The organism is Corallococcus sp. CA041A (assembly GCF_003612075.1).
GTDB lineage: Bacteria > Myxococcota > Myxococcia > Myxococcales > Myxococcaceae > Corallococcus > Corallococcus exiguus.
Genome location: NZ_RAWF01000227.1, coordinates 1 through 16,369 on the forward strand (window position 1 = coordinate 1; position 16,369 = coordinate 16,369).

Genomic DNA, 16,369 nt, shown 5'->3' on the forward strand with positions numbered 1-16,369 from the left:
TCGCCAACCGAGCTCTACACGCGTAAGATCGTCGGCAGCGTCAGATGTGTATAAGAGCCAGGTTCAAGGTGGCCCTGGCCCCCGTACAGGCGTTCTTCCGGCTGGAGGCCAGCAGTGGAATCCTCCTGGCGCTCTGCGCGGTGGCCGCGCTCGCGTGGGCCAACTCACCCTGGGGCTCCACCTACGCCGCCGTCTTCGACGCCCCCCTGCACCTGGAGATCGTGGGCCACGGCGGCCACTTCACCTTCCGCGAGCTCATCAACGACGGGCTGATGACGCTCTTCTTCTTCCTCGTGGGGATGGAGATCAAGCGCGAGCTGTCCGCGGGCGAGCTGCGCACCTTCTCCCGCGCGCTGCTGCCGCTCATCGCCGCGCTGGGCGGCATGGTGGTGCCCGCCGGGCTCTACCTCGCCTTCACCCACGGCACGCCCGCGCAAGGGGGCTGGGCCATCCCCATGGCCACGGACATCGCGTTCGCCATCGGCTGCCTCACGCTGGTGAAGGCGCGCGTGGGCCACGGGCTGGTGGTGTTCCTCACCGCGCTCGCCATCTTCGACGACATCGGCGGCATCCTCGTCATCGCGCTGTTCTACGGCACGGGCCTGCACGCGGAGTGGCTCGCGGTGGCCGCGGGCCTGGTCGCGGTGCTCTGGGGGCTCAACCGCTTCTACGTGCGCAACGGCCTGCTCTACGCCGCCGTGGGCCTGGCGCTCTGGTACGCCATGCACCACGGCGGCATCCACGCCACGCTGTCCGGCGTGGTGCTGGGCCTCTGCATCCCCGCGCTGCCCACCCGCCCGGGGCGCGAGGTGCTGGAGGAGCTGGCGGAGTACATCAAGGGGCTCGTGTCCCAGCCGGACGACGAGGCCGCCCGGGGCGCGCAACTGCTCCACATCGAGGAGGCGCTGGAGGACATCGAGCCGCCGCTCAACCGCTTCGTGCACCTGTGGCACGGGTACGTGGCGTACGGCATCGTGCCCTTGTTCGCGCTGGCCAACTCCGGCGTGGACGTGTCCGGCATGTCGCTTTCGGACCTGCTCAAGCCCCTGCCGCTGGGCATCATCGTGGGCCTCTTCGTGGGCAAGCAGGTGGGCATCTTCCTGTTCACCTGGGCGGCGGTGAAGGCGGGCGTATCCCCCCTGCCCGCGGGCGGCAGCCTCGCCCAATTGCACGGGGTGTCGGTGGTGGCCGGCATCGGCTTCACGGTGGCCCTCTTCGTGGGCGGCCTGGCCTTCGCCAACCAGCCGGCCCTGCTGGCCGAGGCCAAGCTGGGCATCCTGACGGGCTCGCTGCTCTCCGCCGTCGTGGGCTACGTCCTCTTGCGCTACGTGGCCCGTCCAGCCCAGGCTCCCGCGCAGCCCTCGCCATGAACCTCCAGGACCTCAACCGCATCCGGCAGATCGCCCTCATCGCCGCCCGCCACGGCTTCGGCGAGGTGACCGAGCGCGCGGGCGTCTGGCGCATGCTCGGCGGCCGCAAGGAGAAGGTGGAGGTCTCCGAGGAGGCCCGCCGCGAGTCCACCGCGCGCCGCTTCCGCCTCTTCCTCTCGGAGCTGGGCCCCACGTTCATCAAGCTGGGTCAGGTGCTCTCCACCCGCGCGGACCTGCTGCCCGCGGAGTTCGTGGAGGAGCTGGCCACGCTCCAGGACAACGTGGAGGCCATCCCGCTGGAGCAGGTCCACGCGCAGATCCGCGACGCCCTGGGCAAGGACGTGCAGGAGCTGTTCGCCCAGGTGGATCCGGAGCCGCTCGCCGCCGCGTCCATCGCACAGGTGCACCGCGCGGTGACGCTGGAGGGCGAGGAGGTCGTCATCAAGGTGCAGCGCCCCGGCATCGCCCAGCGCATCGACGCGGACCTGGGCGTGCTGCGCTCGCTGGCGCGCCTGTTGGAAGCCGTGGTGGAGGAGACGGGCATCTACTCGCCCTCCGGCATCGTGGACGAGTTCGACCGGGCCATCCACGAGGAGCTGGACTTCATCAACGAGGCCACCAACATCCGCGCGTTCCTGGAGAACCACAAGGACCGCCCGTACCTCAAGATTCCGCGCGTGCACGCGGCGCTCTCCAGTCGCACCGTGCTCACCATGGAGTTCATCCGCGGGGAGAAGATCAACCCCGCGGCCCTGCCGGAGGCGGACCGCAAGCAGATTGCCCAGCACATCCTGGAGGCCAGCTTCCGCCAGCTCTTCGACGACGGCCTGTTCCACGGAGACCCGCACCCCGGCAACGTGCTGCTCATGGAGGGCAACCGGCTGGCGCTCCTGGACTTCGGCGTGGTGGGCCGGCTCACCCGCCCCATGCAGGAGACGCTGGTGATGCTGTGCCTGGCGGTGGCGCTCAAGGACAGCGACTCCGTGGCGCGCATCCTCTACCGCGTGGGCGTGCCGGACGCGCGCGCCAACCTGATGGGCTTCCGCAACGACATCGAGGCCATCCTCGGCCAGCACCTGCCCACCACGCTGGGACAGGTGGACGCGCGCACGCTCCTGCGCGACCTGCTGGACCTGGCCGTGAAGTACCGCATCCGCATCCCCAAGGAGTACGCGCTGCTGTCGCGCGCCTCCATCTCCACCGAAGGCATGCTGCGCGGGCTCTACCCGGAGCTGAACATCATCGAGGTCGCGCTGCCGTACGCGAAGGAGCTGATGGCGGGCCGGTATGATCCCTCGCAGCTCCAGGGCGGCCTGATGCGCACGCTCCTGCGCTTCCAGTCCATGGCGCAGGACCTGCCCACCCAGCTGTCGCAGATCTTGTTGGACCTGGAGACGGGCAGGTTCAGCGTCACGGTGCGCGCGGAGCAGTTCGACAAGCTCAACGAGAACCTGCGCAGCGTGGCCGTCATCGCCTTCCTGGGCCTGTGCGCGTGCGGCTTCATCGTGGGCGCGTTCATCGCCTTCGCGCCCCGGCCGCCCATGTACGGGAACGTGCCGGTGCTGGGCATCGTCGGCATCGCGCTGGCGGCGGCCCTCTTCGGCGCGGTGCTCACCTGGTACCTGTTCGGCGGCCGGTTCGGGAAGGTCAGCGTGACCCGCTTCCTCAAGAAGCGCAGGTAGCCAAAGGCCTTCGCCGGCGCTCGGCACGGTGCGGGTGTGACAACGGCCCACCTGGGGACGGGCAGGCGGGCGCGGGGAGCGCATGTCACGCGAGCGCGAACGGATCCGTTGATGGGTGCACAGTCAGGCTCTGCCCGGGTAATCTGCGGGGCTTGTCGTTCCCCCCTCTTGCCCCCGTGCTCGACTTGTCCGCGAACCCAACCGCCGCCCGTCGTCCGTATCGCGCCCCGCTGGCCACGCTGTTCGCGGCCGCGCTCCTCGCCACCACCGCCGGCTGTGCTGGCGGGCTCGATGACCCCGAGCGCTTCACCGGGGGCTCCAGCTCCTGCGCCGCCGGCACCACCGGCGCGAGCATCATCCAGGCGCAGTGCTTGTCGTGTCACTCCACGGATGCCAACGGTTCGGCGGGTGGGGGCCTGGATCTGCAGGCGTCCGGCCTCCCCGGGCGGCTCTACACCACCAACGCGGCGTGCAATTCCAAGCCGCTGGCGGACAGCGCCAACCCGTCCCAGTCCTTCTTCCTGATGAAGCTCACGGCTTCTCCGGGCTGCGGCGCGCGGATGCCGCTGGGCGCGTCGCTGAACGCCGCGGACACCGCGTGCCTCTCCGAGTGGCTGGTCGCCGGAAAGCCGAGCTCCCCGTGATGACGCGCACCCGATACGCCTCCGCCGCGGCCCTCCTGGGCTCGGCCCTGCTGCTCGCGCCCGCCGCCTACGCCGCGCCGAAGAAGGCGTCCGCGAAGACGGCGCAGTCCGCGAAGAAGAAGGCCCAGGCCGCGGAGGCGCGCCGCGTGGCGGTGCTCGCCTCTGGTCCGCACGCGGACGCCGCGCGCGACGCGCTGGAGGCGGAATTGGCCCGCCGTCCGGCCCGCTACGAAATCGTCCCCGAGTCCGCGGTGCGCGCCGCCGCCTCACGCATGGGCAGGGACCCGACGCAGCCCGCCGGCGCCGCCGCCGTGGCGAGCGAGCTGGGCCTGAGCGCGGTGGTGGTGGCGGACACGTCCACCGTGGGCAAGAAGCCTCAGGTGCGCGTCACCGTGCGCAACGGCAAGGACGGCAAGGCGCTGGCCTCACCCCCCGCCGCGAAGCCCGCCACGCCGAAGCTCGTGCCCGGGGCGGTGAAGCGTCAGTGGACGGCGCTGGAGCGCGGCCTGCAGAAGTCCAGCGCGCCAGTGGCCGCCCCGGTGGCGCCCCCGCAGCCCGCCACGCCGGTGGAGCCGGAGCCGTCGGTGAAGCCCGCGACGCCCATCGCGGAGACGCCCGCGCCCACGAAGACGCCCGCGCCCACGAAGACGCCCGCCGCGGAGCCCAACCGCAAGCCGGTGGCCGCCACTCCCAAGGAGAACAAGGCCCCGGAGAAGCCGGAGGACTCCTCCTCCACGGAGCCAGAGCTGACGGCCTCCGCGCCCATCGTCGAGGGCGCACTGGGCCTGAAGCTCTTCGGCCGGTCGCTGCGCTACAAGGACGACGTGTTCGGCGTGCTGCGTCCGTACACGCTGGGGCCGGACGTGGGCGGCTTCGCGCTGCCGGGCGCGCCCCAGTTGGCGGGTGACGTGACGGTCTATCCGCTCGCGGCCTTCAAGAAGGGAGCGCTGGCGCGGCTGGGCATCACGGGCTCCATTGATCAGTCCTTCGGGCTGAAGTCCACGGGCTCCTCGGGCGAGGTCACCTACCCCACCACGGCGCGCGAGTGGCAGGCGGGCCTGCGCTACGTGATTCCCTTCGGCGCGGCGAAGCAACACGGCTTCGAAGTCACCGGCACGTACGGGATGAACACGTTCCGCATCGACGCGGTGGACGGCGAGCGTCCGTTGGACCTGCCCAACGTGGAGTACAAGACCGCGGGCCTGGGCCTGGGCGTGCGGGCGGCGCTGTCGGAGAAGTTCGACTTCAACTTCCGGCTTGGCTACCAGCACCCGCTGGACTCCGGCGAGCTGTCCTCGGACGCGTGGTTCCCGCGCATGTCCGCGGGCGCCGTCACGGGTAGCGCCACGCTGGCGTACCGGCTCAATCGCATCCTGGACGTGAGGTTGAAGGCGGACCTGCGCCGCTACTTCTTCAAGTTCAACCCGGAGCCGGGCGACCCGTACGTCGCCGGTGGCGCAGTGGATCAGTACCCCGGCCTGTCGCTCCAGGTGGGCTTCCGCTACTAGCTGAAGCGCCCGCCCCCGCTGTGCCTGCGTGTCTGCCCATCCTCGGAATGGGCAGACATGCTACCCGGGAGGCAGGGCAGGTAGTGCCAACCAATCCCTACCCTGTTTCTACATGGGTGCGATTGCAATGCGACGCCGACCGGCGGATTCTGATTCACGCCACGTGAACAGGATTCAACCGGAGACCGGATGTCCGACCCCGTACGCGTCATCTTTCGCAACCAGGCCAACGCGCCTGTCACCGTCATCATCAATGGCTATCAGAACGCCAGCAGCGTCCCGGCCCGTGTCTATTCGGGGCAGGTCACCGGGATGAGCGGCGTCTTCCAGGTGTCTGGCTATGCCAGCTACGCCTGCTCCGCCTATGCAACGACGATGCTCTCCCCGGCGCTCGCACCCCAGACGGACGTGTCCATCGTCTTCACCACGGAGCAGACGCCATGAGCAACATGCGTGTCGTTTTCACGCCCTGCCCGGGGCAGGGCTATCAGGCGGATATCAAGAAGGTCTCCCAGGGGCACGTCAGCGAAGTGCAGAACGTGTCGGTCTGGAAGAGCTTGACCACCGACGCCACCGCGACGTTCACCGGCGGACCGGGTGACAGCTTCTTCATGCAGCTCTCTTCCTCGGGAGGACCGCGGGCCCTCTCGGGGACGGCGACCTTCTCGTCGGACGTCACCATCACCTTCGGGATGCTTTACACGGTCTTCGAGGAAGGATGAGCGCCCCGCCGACCCAAGAGACGCCGTCGCTCTTCCTGGTGTCGCTGCCCCGCTCCCTGTCGTCGACCACGTGGCAGTGGGCGCGCGAGCTGTTGGGACTCTCGGCCCCCGGCTGGGTGACGGACGGTGAAGTGCTCAACCTGGAGCGCTTCGGCTTCGCGCCCCATCCCGCGGCGGTGCACTTCCTGCGCCCGTCGGATGGCCCCGCCTTCGAGGCCGCTCGCGAGCACCTGGGGCACGTGGTGCGCCCCACGGGCTGGGCCTACAAGGACGTCACCCAACCCTTCGTCGTCTCCGCCGCGCTCTCCCAACCCGGCGCCCTCCGGGTGATGAAGATCCACCGCTCCGTCGCGGACGTCGCGCTCGCCATGGGGGACCGGGGCTGGACCTATCCAGCGCGAGGCGTGCGCCGCGACGCCCCGGATGAGGCCCTCATCGAGGGCCTGCTCGACGCCCAGGAGGCGCTGGATGCCATTCCCGGCCTGGTCGTGGACTTCGACGACCTGGTGATGGACGAGCTCGCGCTGCCCGCCTCGCTCCGGAGCCTCTATCCCGGGCTCGCGATGCCCGACACCGTCTCCTTCGACGATGCGTTCCTCCGGGCGCGGGACGAGGTCCTCACGCGACGCCGGAGCGAGCGCCACCGCGTCCTGGGAGATCGCGTGCTGGAGGCTGTGCGACGGCGCTCGGAGGAGCGCCGGGCCACCTCCGCGGACGCGCCCCGGCCGGGCTCCGCGCGCCGGAGCCGCCCGCGCATCCTCGTGGTGGGAGATGCCGTGGCCCCCACCGGCTTCAGCCGGGTCACCGAGAGCATCTTCCGCCGCGTCTCACGCGACTACGACGTCCACCAGCTCGGCATCAAATACGCGGGCGGCGCCCACGATCTGCCCTGGACGCTCCACCCCGCCATCGACGCCCGTGGCGTCAGCAAGCTGCCGGAGCTGTGCGCCAGCCTGGAGCCGGATCTCGTCTTCCTCGTCAATGACATCTGGGTGCTCGGAGACCATGTCCGGGCGCTCGGCCGCGTGCCCGGACGCCACCGGATGGTGGCCTACTGCCCCGTGGACTCCGGCCCGCTGAGCCCGAGCTTCCTCGCGGGGCTCCAGGGCGTCCACCGCCTGGTCGCGTACACCGACTTCGGTCAGGGCGAGCTGAGCGCCGCCGCCGCCCGGCTCACCACCGCGCCCACCTGGCCCCGGGTGGACGTCATCCCCCACGGCGTCGACACCGACGTCTTCCGCCCCCTGTCGCCCCCGAGCGAGTCGCTCGTCGCGTCCCGCCGCGCCAGCCGCGCCGCGCTGTTCGGGACGAACGAGCTGGACGACGCCTTCATCGTCCTGAACGCCAACCGCAACCAGCCGCGCAAGCTCATCGACCTCACGGTGAGGGGCTTCGCCGCCTTCGCGCAGGGCCGTCCCGACGCCCGGCTCTACCTGCACATGGGCACCGAGGACGTGGGCTGGGACGTGCGTGGGCTGGGAGCGCGCTTCGGCATCACCGACCGCCTCATCATCAGCTCGGACCAACGCTTCGCGCCCCGGCTGTCGCTCGCCCAGCTCAACCACGTCTACAACGCGTGCGACGTGGGCGTGAACACGTCCAGCAGCGAGGGCTGGGGGCTCGTCGCCTTCGAGCACGCCGCCACGGGCGCCGCGCAGGTGGTCCCCGGCCACACCGCGCCGGGGGAGCTCTGGGCGGGCAGCGCCGAGCTGCTCGACGTCGCGTTGACCTTGTGCCAGCCCCGCATCCTCACCGACGCCCACGTGCCGTCCGTGGACTCGCTCACGGCGGCGCTGACCCGGCTGTACGAAGATCGATCGCACCTGGAGGCCCGGTCCCGGGCCGCCCACGCGCTCGCCACCCGTCCCACCCTGCGGTGGGACACCATTGCCCTGGAGTGGGCCCGCCTCTTCGAGGACGAGCTCTCCCAGGGTGGAGGCCGTCCATGAACACCGTCTATCAGCAGGCCCTCGCGGGAACCCTGGCTTCGGCCCCCACCGGCGGCATGCGCTCGCTCCGCTTCTGGAACAACCTGCCCGTGGACGCGCAGCTCTTCTACCTCGCCGAGGACGCTTCCCGGTGCGCGATGGGCGTCGTCCCCGCGGGCTACGCGGTCAACTTCTGGGTGGCCAACGGGGACTCCATCAGCTGGTCCTGCCGACACACGGGCTCGTTCATCGGCGTGTGCTCCATCACCTCCAGCACCCCCAGCGTCTTCTTTGGCCCCCACTCCATGGTGGCCCCCAATGACATCGGACTGCCCCCGCAGCCCACCGCCGAGGTCGTCATCCCTCCGGACTCCCCGCGCGTCCTCGTGGCGGCGGGCCTGCTGGAGAACCGCAACCGTACGCTTCGTGAGCAGTACTGGCGGCGGCTGCCCGAGTCCTACACCATCGCGCCGGGCGAGACGCAGACGGTCAGCACCACGTCCACCTCGAACATGCAGCAGACGTCGTCGAGCACCGACACCGTCTCCGCCTCGCTCGGCACCAGCGTGAGCGCGGGCTGGGGGCCCATGTCCGTGGGCATCTCCGCCAGCCTGAGCGCCAGCTCCACCAGCTCCCAGGAGGTGTCGCTCAGCACCGAGTACACCGCCTACGTCTCCGACACCCTCACCGCCACCCAGACCTATACGCAGATGTTCCTCAAGTGGCAGCTGATGGACATCGTCAGTGTGCTCTCGCCGAACGGCCAGGTGCTCTCGAGCATCGTCAACGGGCTGTCGCCGACGCTGTTGCAGGGGCCCTACAACGTGTCGGACCTCTCGACGTTGAGCGCCGCGAAGAAGGCCCTGAACCCCGCGAGCCCGGGCTTCCCTCGCACGCGCGTCGCCGCCCGTCCGTTCCAGCCCCGGGCCCTGGCGGAGCGCAGGTGATCATCGCGTACTGGAACACCCAGCGGGCCAGCGGGCTGAACTCCCGCAACCTGGAGCCCCAGGCCCGCTGCCTCTGGTGTTGCCAGCAGATCATCCAGTGGGTCCTCTCGATCATCGACACCCACCAGGCCCTGCCCTCACTCATCTTCCTGTCCGAGGTGTCTCAGGGCGGGGGGGCGCTGGCCAGGTACCTCGAAATCGGCGGCTATCGGGCGCGGTACATCGCCGCAGGCGACAGGAACAACAATGCCAGCCCGTGCTCCTTCATCGTCATGTGGCAGGAGGAGCTGAATCCAGACATCCGGATCATTGGCGTCAGCCAGAGGCGGCCCCTGGTGCGGGTGCGGCTGAGAGACATCACCGTGGGGGGCGTCCACATCATCGCCAATCCCGACAAGGCTCCGGATGAAATCCTGGATGACATCAACGAGCTCGACACGGAGCCGCAGCCCGCGGTGCTCATCGGCGACATGAATTACGCCTGGAGCAGCCTCGACAAGGGGCGACCTGGAAACCCCGAGAGCCTGGAGGACGAGGTCGATTACCTCTACGACTGGGAGCCGGTCCACCCCCGGCTCGACGCCACCTTCGGCAAGGTCTCGGAGACGGGTGGGCTCAGGACCCAGATTCTCGACTACCTGTGGAAGTCCGAGGACATCAGCCGCATCGAGGCCATGCCCCCATTTCCTGGCTACAACCAGTGGACGATGATCGACCACGCGCCCATCGCATACCGCATCCACCTCAATGACGAGGACGAGCTGATGACCGATGAGGAGGACGGGATGGGCGACGACGCGAAAGGGTGAAGCAGCGGGTGCGCTACGCTGCCGCGAATGCTCACCGCCCTCGTCCTTCCCGCGCTGTTCCTGCTGCACACCGCTCCAGCGGAGCTGTCCTCCGAATACACCGACGTGGAGAAGTGCCCGCGTCAGGCCGAGGCGGATGACTCCGAGGGCGGCGACATCCCCCTCCAATGTGACGGCCCTGGTGGCGACTACGTGCTGACGGAGTTCTACAGCGCCTACGACATCCAGCGGCAAGTCACCTCCAAGAGCGACTCCCGCTTCACCGTCGAGCTGAGGCCGAAGGCGCAGTGCCCGGTGTCCCGCTTCGGTCCCAAGCTGGAATGGCGCATGAAGGACGGAAAGCCCTTCGCCGTCATCCAGCGCGTGACGTGCTTCGCCCTGAACAAGGAAGAGTCCGGCCCGGGCAAGAAGCTGGGGGAGTACCTGGTCGTGAGGGGACTCAAGGGCTTCGAGTCCATCAGCGGCGAGGTGTCCACGAAGACGAAGGACGCGAACACGAAGGCCCGCGCCATCGCGGACGCGGCGCCCTCCAAGCGCTGAAGGCCTTCAGCCGCGCTCCGGGGCGTGGCGGCGCAGCCACTCCCTCACCGTGGGCCAGAGCGTGGCGGCGTGGTGCTCGCGGAAGAAGCCCAGGTGGCAGATGCCCTGGCCCAGGCTGTCCGCTGGGGAGAACTGCCGGCGCTCCACGGTGCAGCCGGTGAGGTGCTCACAGACCAGGTCGATGGCTTCGGGTGGCCCCCAGGGGTCATCGTCCAGGCCAATGGCCAGCACCGGCATGCGCAGCCGCTTGAGGCGGGCCGCGGCGTCCACGTTCGGGGCGTCGAAGTAGAAGCGAGGCAGCGACGCCCAGCGGCTCCACTCCAGCAACGCCTGGGCGGGGACGTCCTCGCCAAGCCCCAGCCGCGCATAGGGCATGTAGCCCAGGACCCGCGCGCACAGCGGCCCGATGAGTTTGAGGTACATCGCGACCAGCATCCGCTCCCGAATGGAGTGGATGAACCGCAGGCTCCCGGCCTGGGCCGCCACCATCACCGCCGCGGTGAGTTGCTGGCTGCTCGCGCTCAGTCCAATGGCGTGGCCGCCGAAGCTGTGTCCCACGGCCAGCAGCGGCAGCCCCGGGTATTGCTCCGCCGCCCAGCGGGTCACCGCGTCCACGTCCTGGTCGGCCCAGGTGAGGAACCCGGCATGCGTCCGCTTCGCCACGCCTGAAGGGTGCACGCCCCGGTAGTTGTAGGTCACCACCGCGAAGCCGTCGTCCGTCAGCCGCTCGGCGAACGCGAAATACATACTCGCGGGCATGGCGGTCGCGGGATGCACCAGCACCACGCCCCGGATGGGGCCCGCCGGGCTGTGCAGCGTGGACTGCAACTCGAAGCCATCGGCGCAGGTGATTCGATGCGGAGTCGAGAGTGCCATGGCCCCGTGAGCGGCTTCGCAAAAGAACCTATCGGCTAGCATGTGAATCCAGGCAGGGCAAGACCACGGCCCGCGGCGAGCCGGCGGATGCGACACACCGCAATCCTTTCGAACAATCCGGGTTGAACGGGAACGGAGGTGTTCATGAATGCGGTGATCAGGGCAGTCAGCGGTGCGGGGATGTGTTTCCTGTTGTGGGCCTGTGGTGGCGCGGGCGGTCCGGCTCCAGAGCAGGAGGCGGCTCTGGCCGTGACAGCCCAGGAGCTGGCGCCGGACGCGGGATCCGCATGGAACGCGGTGGGCGCGATGGTGACGGCCCGCGCGTCACGCCGTGGTTGGACCGGGGCGCGAAGTACTACGCCATCCTGGGCGTGCAGCTGGCGGGCAGCGACACCACGGGCGGCGTGGTGGCGTTCTCGGTGGACCTGGAGAACGACCTGAAACCGTTGATTGCAACAGCGCTCGGGAACTGAGCCACACTGCCCTCCCCTTTCTGGAGGCAGCCCATGTCCCAGCGCCGAGCGTCATGCGTCTGCGGTCAGCTTCGCGTGGAGTGCACGGGAGAGCCCTTCCGGGTCTCCATGTGTCACTGTTTCGCCTGTCAGCAGCGCAGCGGCAGCGTGTACGCCGTGCAGGCCCGCTTCCGGCGTGAAGACATCACCGCCATCGAGGGCCGCTCCAACACGTTCATCCGCAAGGGCGACGAGAGCGGCATCCCCACCACCTTCCACTTCTGTCCGGAGTGCGGCGCGACGGTCTACTACGTGAGCGCGGGGGCTCCGGACGCCGTGGCCATCGCCGTGGGTGCCTTCACGGATCCGAACTTCCCCGCCCCGGTCTTCTCCGTCTACGAAGAGCGGAGCCACCCCTGGGCCGTGCCCCGGGGCATCCCCATGGAGCACATGGACTGAGCGCCCTTCACTTCGCCGGAGGCCGCGCTTCCAGGAGCCCCCGCACGAACGCCGCGACCGGGCCGGCCAGCTCCGAGAGCCGGTCCACGCGGTCCTCCTCCACGGCCTCCAGGATGAGCTCGTTGATGCCGCCCACGAGCGCCATCGCGATCGTCGGGGACAACGTGGCCCCGGTGCCCGCCGCGTCGAACTCCCTTCGCATCAACTCCGCGAAGCCGCGCATCACCTGGCGGCGCAGCGCCACGCCCTTCGGCCCCACGTGCAGGATCTCCACCAGGAGCGTCCGCACGAGCCCCGGCCGGCTCTGGAGGCTCGCGAGGTACACGGCCGCGCCGATGCTGGCCCGCATCTCCCCCGGAGGCGCGTGCTGGATGGCCGCCTGGATCTCCGCCAGCAGCCGGGCGCTCTGCGCCGCGTAGAGCGCGAGCAGGCATGCGTCCTTGTCCTCGAAGTGCTCGTAGAACGTGCGCTTCGACACGCGCGCGTGCCGCACGATGTCCGCGATGGTCAGCCGGGCGTAGCCCACCTCGATGATGGCCTGCGCCAGGCCCGCGACGAGCCGCTCCCGGGGCGCTTCGCCTGGTGGGTCGGACGGGGTCGTCATGCGGCTCCCGGGGCTGGTACTTGACGGTACCAGATGTCACTGCTACCTCTGTTCAACAGACGCATAGGCTGGGTACCTTCCTGTACCACGAGGAGTCCCGTGATGCCGCTGTCCTCCGCCGAGCCACTCTCGCACGTCGATGTGTTGATCATCGGCGCGGGCCTGTCGGGCATCGGCGCCGCGTACCACCTGCAGACGCGCTGCCCCACCCTGAGCTACGCCATCCTGGAGGGGCGCGGGGCCATGGGCGGCACGTGGGATTTGTTCCGCTACCCGGGCGTCCGCTCGGACTCGGACATGTACACGCTGGGCTACCGGTTCCGGCCGTGGCTGGGGGGCAAGGCCATCGCGGATGGGCCCTCCATCAAGGCGTACATCGAGGAGACCGCGGCGGAGTACGGCATCGACCAGCGGATCCGCTACCACCACCGCGTCACGCGCGCGGAGTGGTCCTCCGAGCACGCGCGCTGGACCGTGGACATGGAGGTGGGCCCTGAACGCGCGCCCGTCCGCATGACGTGCGGCTTCCTCTACGCCTGCACCGGCTACTACGACTACGCGAGCGGCTACACGCCCACGTGGCCCGGCACCGAGCGCTTCCAGGGCCGCGTCGTGCACCCGCAGCACTGGCCCGAGGACCTGGACTACGGCGGCAAGCGCGTGGTCGTCATCGGCAGTGGCGCGACCGCGGTGACGCTGGTCCCCGCGATGGCCGACCGCGCCGCGCACGTCACGATGTTGCAGCGCTCGCCCACGTACATCGCGGACCAACCGGCCGAGGACAGCGTCGCCCGGGCGTTGAGGTACGTCCTCCCCCGGCGAGCGGCCTACGCGGTCGCGCGCTGGAAGAACGTCCTGCGCGGCATGCTCCTCTACGGCCTCGCGCGCAGCCGGCCGGGGCTGTTCAAGTGGCTCTTGCGCCTGGGTGTGCGGAAGGCGCTCGGCAAGGCCTACGACGTCGATACGCACTTCGCGCCCCGCTACAACCCCTGGGACGAGCGGCTGTGCGTCGCCCCCGACGGAGACCTCTTCGGCGCCATCCGCGAGGGGCGCGCCTCCATGGTGACGGACCACATCGAGTCCTTCACCGAGAAAGGCCTCCAGCTGCGCTCGGGCGCGCACGTGGACGCGGACATCATCGTCACCGCCACGGGGCTGAACGTGAGGATCCTCAGCGGCCTGTCGCTGTCCGTGGACGGAGAGCCCGTCCAGCTGGCGCGGACGCTCGCGTACAAGGGGATGATGTTCAGCGACGTGCCCAACCTCGTCGCGGCCTTCGGGTACACCAACGCGTCGTGGACCCTGAAGTGCGACCTGGTGGCCGAGTACACCTGCCGCCTGCTCAACCACATGAAGCAGCACGGCTACACGCAATGCGTGCCCCGCCTGACGGGCCCGGCCATGACGCCGGAGCCCGTGCTCGACTTCCGCTCCGGCTACGTGCAGCGCGCGCTGGACTCCCTGCCCCGCCAGGGCACGCGCGCCCCGTGGCGCCTGTACCAGAACTACGTCCGCGACCTGGTGATGATGCGCTACGGGCGCGTGGACGACGAAGCCATGGAGTTCAAGCGGTCCGGGAGCGCGGCCTCGGGACAGGTGCTGCTTCCGGAGGTGAGCACCCGTTCCAACGCGGAGGTGGCCCGTGGCTGAGCGCATGCGGCTTCAAGGCAGGACGGCGGTCGTCACGGGCGCGGCGAGCGGCATCGGCCGCGCCATCGCGGTCTGCCTGGCGCGCAAGGGCTGTCACCTCGCGCTCGCGGACGTGAACGAAGCGGGGCTCGCTGAAACAGCGGACCTGGCGAGTGCGCCGCAGCTGCGCATCAGCCGTCACCGGCTCGACGTGTCCGACAAGGAGGCCGTGGAGTCCTTCCCCGCGAAGGTGACGGCGGAGCATCCCGGGGTCGACCTGCTCTTCAACAACGCGGGCGTCGCGCTTGGAGGCTCCTTCGAACAGGTGAGCAGCGACGACTTCGAGTGGCTGTTCGGCATCAACTTCTGGGGTGTGGTGCGCCTGAGCCGCGCCTTCCTGCCCCTGCTGCGCCAGAGCGACGACGCGCGGCTGGTGAACCTCTCCAGCGTCTTCGGGCTGGTGGCCCCGCCGGGACAGGTGGCCTACGCGGCGAGCAAGTTCGCCGTCCGCGGCTTCTCCGAGGGCCTGCGCCACGAATTGGAAGGCACCACCGTGGGCGTCACCGTGGTGCACCCGGGCGGCGTCGCGACGTCCATCGCCGCGAGCGCCCGGGTCCCCACCGGCGCGACGGCCGAGGAGGTCACCCGCCGCCGCAAGTCGTTCCAGAAGATGCTGCGGCTCCCGGCGGAGGCCGCGGGCGACATCATCGTGCGAGGGGTCGAAGCGCGCGAGCAGCGCATCCTCGTCGGCAAGGACGCCGTGGCGCTGGCGATGCTCGCCCGCGTCTTCCCCGTGTCGTACTGGAAGCTGCTCGCCTCGCGCCTCCGCGCCTGAATTCGTGCGGCACTGGGGAGCTCAGCCCGCGTTCAACCAGAAGAAGTCATCGCCGCTGGCCAGCGCCCTCTCCAGGAACTCGCTGAACGACGCGGCAATCTGCCGGGTCTCCGCCGGATCCGGGAACGTCTCGTGAAAGGCGTCGAGGAGCGGGTATCCCCCGTCCACCTGCCGCGCGACGTCCGCGAGGATGTAGTCCCCGTCCTGGAGGTAGAGCAGGGTGTACCAGGAGGCGGGACCATAGGTGTCCGTGTCCTCGTGCCTCATCTTGACGCGCGCGCGCTCAATCTCGTCGAGCGGGAGAATGCGGTAGTTGGGCGCCTTCTCTCGTGGAGCAAACAGCGTGGCTCCGTCGCAGTGCAGATAGAAGGCGCGCAGGTCATCGTCCAGTTGCCAGCCTACGCGCGCCTCGAAGGCCTCGACCTGCGCATGGGTGGCCGGAGGGTTGGGGAAGTGGCGAGCGGAGACTTCAGCGAGCAGGCGCCGCATGAGCGTCGTCATGGTGCTGTCCTCAGTCCACGTAGGGCCGCGCGGGGCCGGGGGTGAGCCACTTGCCGCCAGGCGCGTAACAGGCGGGGTACTCCTTGCTGAAAAGGTCGTGCACGTCTGGAGGCGTGGGGAGGATGTTGCCGGGTGCGGTGGCAGGGCCTCCGTGCGCGAGGTCGAAGATGTGGTGGCCTGGCCAGGGGTCCTTGCCTGCCGGCCACGCGCCAAACTCCTGGGCCCAGTCCTCGCGGAAGCCAGGACGCGCCTTGTTCCACTGCGTGCGCAACTGCTTGAGGTTGGACGCGGCCGGATAGTCACAACAGCAGTGGGTGATGGCGAGGCGGCCACCGACCTCCGCGGGCATGAAGAGGTATCGCCCCTGCCAGTCGCCCTTGATGTCGGCCAGCCACATGCAGCCCATGAGGGCGTGGCCCTGCGCCGCGCACTTCGACTCGCAGCGGGAGAGGAACTCGGCGCTGCACTGCCAGGGCCCATAGTAGATGGTCGTGCGGAGTTGCCCGCCGTCCGGAGTGCTGACGATGGGGCTGACCCATTTCGCCTGTGCCGGGCTGCCACCCCCACCGACGGTGGCAGAGCCGCACCCGACGAGGGCGAGGAGCGCGACTGTGCACGCGGTGCGCGAGAAGGATTGCGAGGCTGGCATCGCGCATCATGTCAGCACGGCGGGCGATGGAAGTTAACCTCTCCCATGAGAGAGATCCTTCGTTCCGCTCCTGAAACCGGTCCGACGGGAGGGTTGCGCGGAATAAGCAATCTGATGGGTCCTGTAGAAGGGAGATGACGTCAGAAGAGGGAGCCTCCTGCTCGTCTGCGGAGCAGCGGAGCAGACGCCGCGTCGCCAAGGACCCGACGCCGCG

17 protein-coding genes are annotated in these 16,369 nt (G+C 69.6%); 13 read left to right on the top strand and 4 right to left on the bottom strand.

Going from position 1 to position 16,369, the window contains the following annotated elements:
- The first annotated feature begins 1,366 nt into the window (after positions 1–1,366).
- From D7V77_RS31525 to D7V77_RS31565, 9 genes are all read left to right on the top strand, one after another.
- Positions 1,367–3,052, top strand: a complete 1,686-nt coding sequence (locus D7V77_RS31525; protein WP_120579991.1) for an AarF/ABC1/UbiB kinase family protein — start codon at positions 1,367–1,369, stop codon at positions 3,050–3,052.
- A 185-nt stretch (positions 3,053–3,237) separates the two neighbouring features.
- Complete coding sequence (locus tag D7V77_RS31530; protein ID WP_147452218.1) at positions 3,238–3,696, top strand: cytochrome c; 459 nt, start codon at positions 3,238–3,240, stop codon at positions 3,694–3,696.
- Positions 3,696–5,204 carry a hypothetical protein gene (locus D7V77_RS43925; RefSeq protein ID WP_158624525.1) on the top strand — a complete coding sequence of 503 codons (1,509 nt, stop codon included), beginning with the start codon at positions 3,696–3,698 and terminating at the stop codon, positions 5,202–5,204. The genes D7V77_RS31530 and D7V77_RS43925 overlap by 1 nt, the downstream gene beginning before the upstream one ends.
- 189 nt (positions 5,205–5,393) lie before the next feature.
- The gene (locus tag D7V77_RS31540) at positions 5,394–5,648 is read left to right on the top strand and encodes a hypothetical protein (RefSeq protein WP_120579993.1); all 255 of its coding nucleotides are present in this window, start codon (positions 5,394–5,396) and stop codon (positions 5,646–5,648) included.
- A complete protein-coding gene (locus D7V77_RS31545; protein WP_120579994.1) occupies positions 5,645–5,926 on the top strand; it encodes a hypothetical protein in 282 nt (93 codons plus the stop codon). Before D7V77_RS31540 ends, D7V77_RS31545 begins: the two co-directional genes overlap by 4 nt.
- On the top strand, positions 5,923–7,875 hold the full coding sequence (locus tag D7V77_RS31550) for a glycosyltransferase family 1 protein (protein WP_120579995.1): 1,953 nt from the start codon (positions 5,923–5,925) through the stop codon (positions 7,873–7,875). Before D7V77_RS31545 ends, D7V77_RS31550 begins: the two co-directional genes overlap by 4 nt.
- Positions 7,872–8,801 carry a hypothetical protein gene (locus D7V77_RS31555; RefSeq protein ID WP_120579996.1) on the top strand — a complete coding sequence of 310 codons (930 nt, stop codon included), beginning with the start codon at positions 7,872–7,874 and terminating at the stop codon, positions 8,799–8,801. The genes D7V77_RS31550 and D7V77_RS31555 overlap by 4 nt, the downstream gene beginning before the upstream one ends.
- Positions 8,798–9,610 carry an endonuclease/exonuclease/phosphatase family protein gene (locus D7V77_RS31560; RefSeq protein WP_120579997.1) on the top strand — a complete coding sequence of 271 codons (813 nt, stop codon included), beginning with the start codon at positions 8,798–8,800 and terminating at the stop codon, positions 9,608–9,610. Before D7V77_RS31555 ends, D7V77_RS31560 begins: the two co-directional genes overlap by 4 nt.
- Before the next feature lie 27 nt (positions 9,611–9,637).
- A complete protein-coding gene (locus D7V77_RS31565; protein ID WP_120579998.1) occupies positions 9,638–10,150 on the top strand; it encodes a hypothetical protein in 513 nt (170 codons plus the stop codon).
- 6 nt (positions 10,151–10,156) lie between these two features.
- On the opposite strand, the gene D7V77_RS31570 is transcribed toward D7V77_RS31565, so the two are convergent.
- Positions 10,157–11,026, bottom strand: a complete 870-nt coding sequence (locus tag D7V77_RS31570) for an alpha/beta fold hydrolase (RefSeq protein WP_120579999.1) — start codon at positions 11,024–11,026, stop codon at positions 10,157–10,159.
- Between the two features lie 287 nt (positions 11,027–11,313).
- Here D7V77_RS31570 and D7V77_RS31575 point away from each other — a divergent pair, with 287 nt between their 5' ends.
- A complete protein-coding gene (locus D7V77_RS31575) occupies positions 11,314–11,499 on the top strand; it encodes a hypothetical protein (RefSeq protein ID WP_120580000.1) in 186 nt (61 codons plus the stop codon).
- A 33-nt stretch (positions 11,500–11,532) separates the two neighbouring features.
- A complete protein-coding gene (locus D7V77_RS31580) occupies positions 11,533–11,937 on the top strand; it encodes a GFA family protein (RefSeq protein WP_120580001.1) in 405 nt (134 codons plus the stop codon).
- A 7-nt stretch (positions 11,938–11,944) separates the two neighbouring features.
- Here the strand turns inward: D7V77_RS31580 and D7V77_RS31585 are convergent, their stop codons facing one another.
- Positions 11,945–12,541 carry a TetR/AcrR family transcriptional regulator gene (locus tag D7V77_RS31585; protein ID WP_120580002.1) on the bottom strand — a complete coding sequence of 199 codons (597 nt, stop codon included), beginning with the start codon at positions 12,539–12,541 and terminating at the stop codon, positions 11,945–11,947.
- 102 nt (positions 12,542–12,643) lie between these two features.
- On the opposite strand from D7V77_RS31585, the gene D7V77_RS31590 reads away from it, so the two are divergent.
- Together D7V77_RS31590 and D7V77_RS31595 are read left to right on the top strand one after the other, a co-directional pair.
- Positions 12,644–14,191, top strand: a complete 1,548-nt coding sequence (locus tag D7V77_RS31590) for an NAD(P)/FAD-dependent oxidoreductase (RefSeq protein ID WP_120580003.1) — start codon at positions 12,644–12,646, stop codon at positions 14,189–14,191.
- Entirely contained in the window at positions 14,184–15,005 is an 822-nt protein-coding gene (locus tag D7V77_RS31595) for an SDR family oxidoreductase (RefSeq protein WP_199733922.1), read from the top strand. The genes D7V77_RS31590 and D7V77_RS31595 overlap by 8 nt, the downstream gene beginning before the upstream one ends.
- Before the next feature lie 21 nt (positions 15,006–15,026).
- Here D7V77_RS31595 and D7V77_RS31600 read toward each other — a convergent pair whose 3' ends face one another.
- The gene (locus D7V77_RS31600; RefSeq protein ID WP_169819852.1) at positions 15,027–15,506 is read right to left on the bottom strand and encodes an SMI1/KNR4 family protein; all 480 of its coding nucleotides are present in this window, start codon (positions 15,504–15,506) and stop codon (positions 15,027–15,029) included.
- 10 nt (positions 15,507–15,516) lie between these two features.
- Positions 15,517–16,155 carry a hypothetical protein gene (locus D7V77_RS31605; protein ID WP_120580004.1) on the bottom strand — a complete coding sequence of 213 codons (639 nt, stop codon included), beginning with the start codon at positions 16,153–16,155 and terminating at the stop codon, positions 15,517–15,519.
- Positions 16,156–16,369: the final 214 nt, after the last annotated feature.

Bases quoted from the DNA above. Each gene is read 5' to 3' on its own strand.
- D7V77_RS31550 (WP_120579995.1), top strand. From the start codon at position 5,923: ATGAGCGCCCCGCCGACCCAAGAGACGCCGTCGCTCTTCCTGGTGTCG.
- D7V77_RS31540 (WP_120579993.1), top strand. From the start codon at position 5,394: ATGTCCGACCCCGTACGCGTCATCTTTCGCAACCAGGCCAACGCGCCT.
- D7V77_RS31555 (WP_120579996.1), top strand. From the start codon at position 7,872: ATGAACACCGTCTATCAGCAGGCCCTCGCGGGAACCCTGGCTTCGGCC.
- D7V77_RS31565 (WP_120579998.1), top strand. From the start codon at position 9,638: ATGCTCACCGCCCTCGTCCTTCCCGCGCTGTTCCTGCTGCACACCGCT.
- D7V77_RS31580 (WP_120580001.1), top strand. From the start codon at position 11,533: ATGTCCCAGCGCCGAGCGTCATGCGTCTGCGGTCAGCTTCGCGTGGAG.
- D7V77_RS31575 (WP_120580000.1), top strand. From the start codon at position 11,314: ATGGAACGCGGTGGGCGCGATGGTGACGGCCCGCGCGTCACGCCGTGG.
- D7V77_RS31525 (WP_120579991.1), top strand. From the start codon at position 1,367: ATGAACCTCCAGGACCTCAACCGCATCCGGCAGATCGCCCTCATCGCC.
- D7V77_RS31605 (WP_120580004.1), bottom strand. From the start codon at position 16,155: ATGCCAGCCTCGCAATCCTTCTCGCGCACCGCGTGCACAGTCGCGCTC.
- D7V77_RS31585 (WP_120580002.1), bottom strand. From the start codon at position 12,541: ATGACGACCCCGTCCGACCCACCAGGCGAAGCGCCCCGGGAGCGGCTC.
- D7V77_RS31545 (WP_120579994.1), top strand. From the start codon at position 5,645: ATGAGCAACATGCGTGTCGTTTTCACGCCCTGCCCGGGGCAGGGCTAT.
- D7V77_RS43925 (WP_158624525.1), top strand. From the start codon at position 3,696: ATGACGCGCACCCGATACGCCTCCGCCGCGGCCCTCCTGGGCTCGGCC.
- D7V77_RS31570 (WP_120579999.1), bottom strand. From the start codon at position 11,026: ATGGCACTCTCGACTCCGCATCGAATCACCTGCGCCGATGGCTTCGAG.
- D7V77_RS31600 (WP_169819852.1), bottom strand. From the start codon at position 15,506: ATGACGACGCTCATGCGGCGCCTGCTCGCTGAAGTCTCCGCTCGCCAC.
- D7V77_RS31590 (WP_120580003.1), top strand. From the start codon at position 12,644: ATGCCGCTGTCCTCCGCCGAGCCACTCTCGCACGTCGATGTGTTGATC.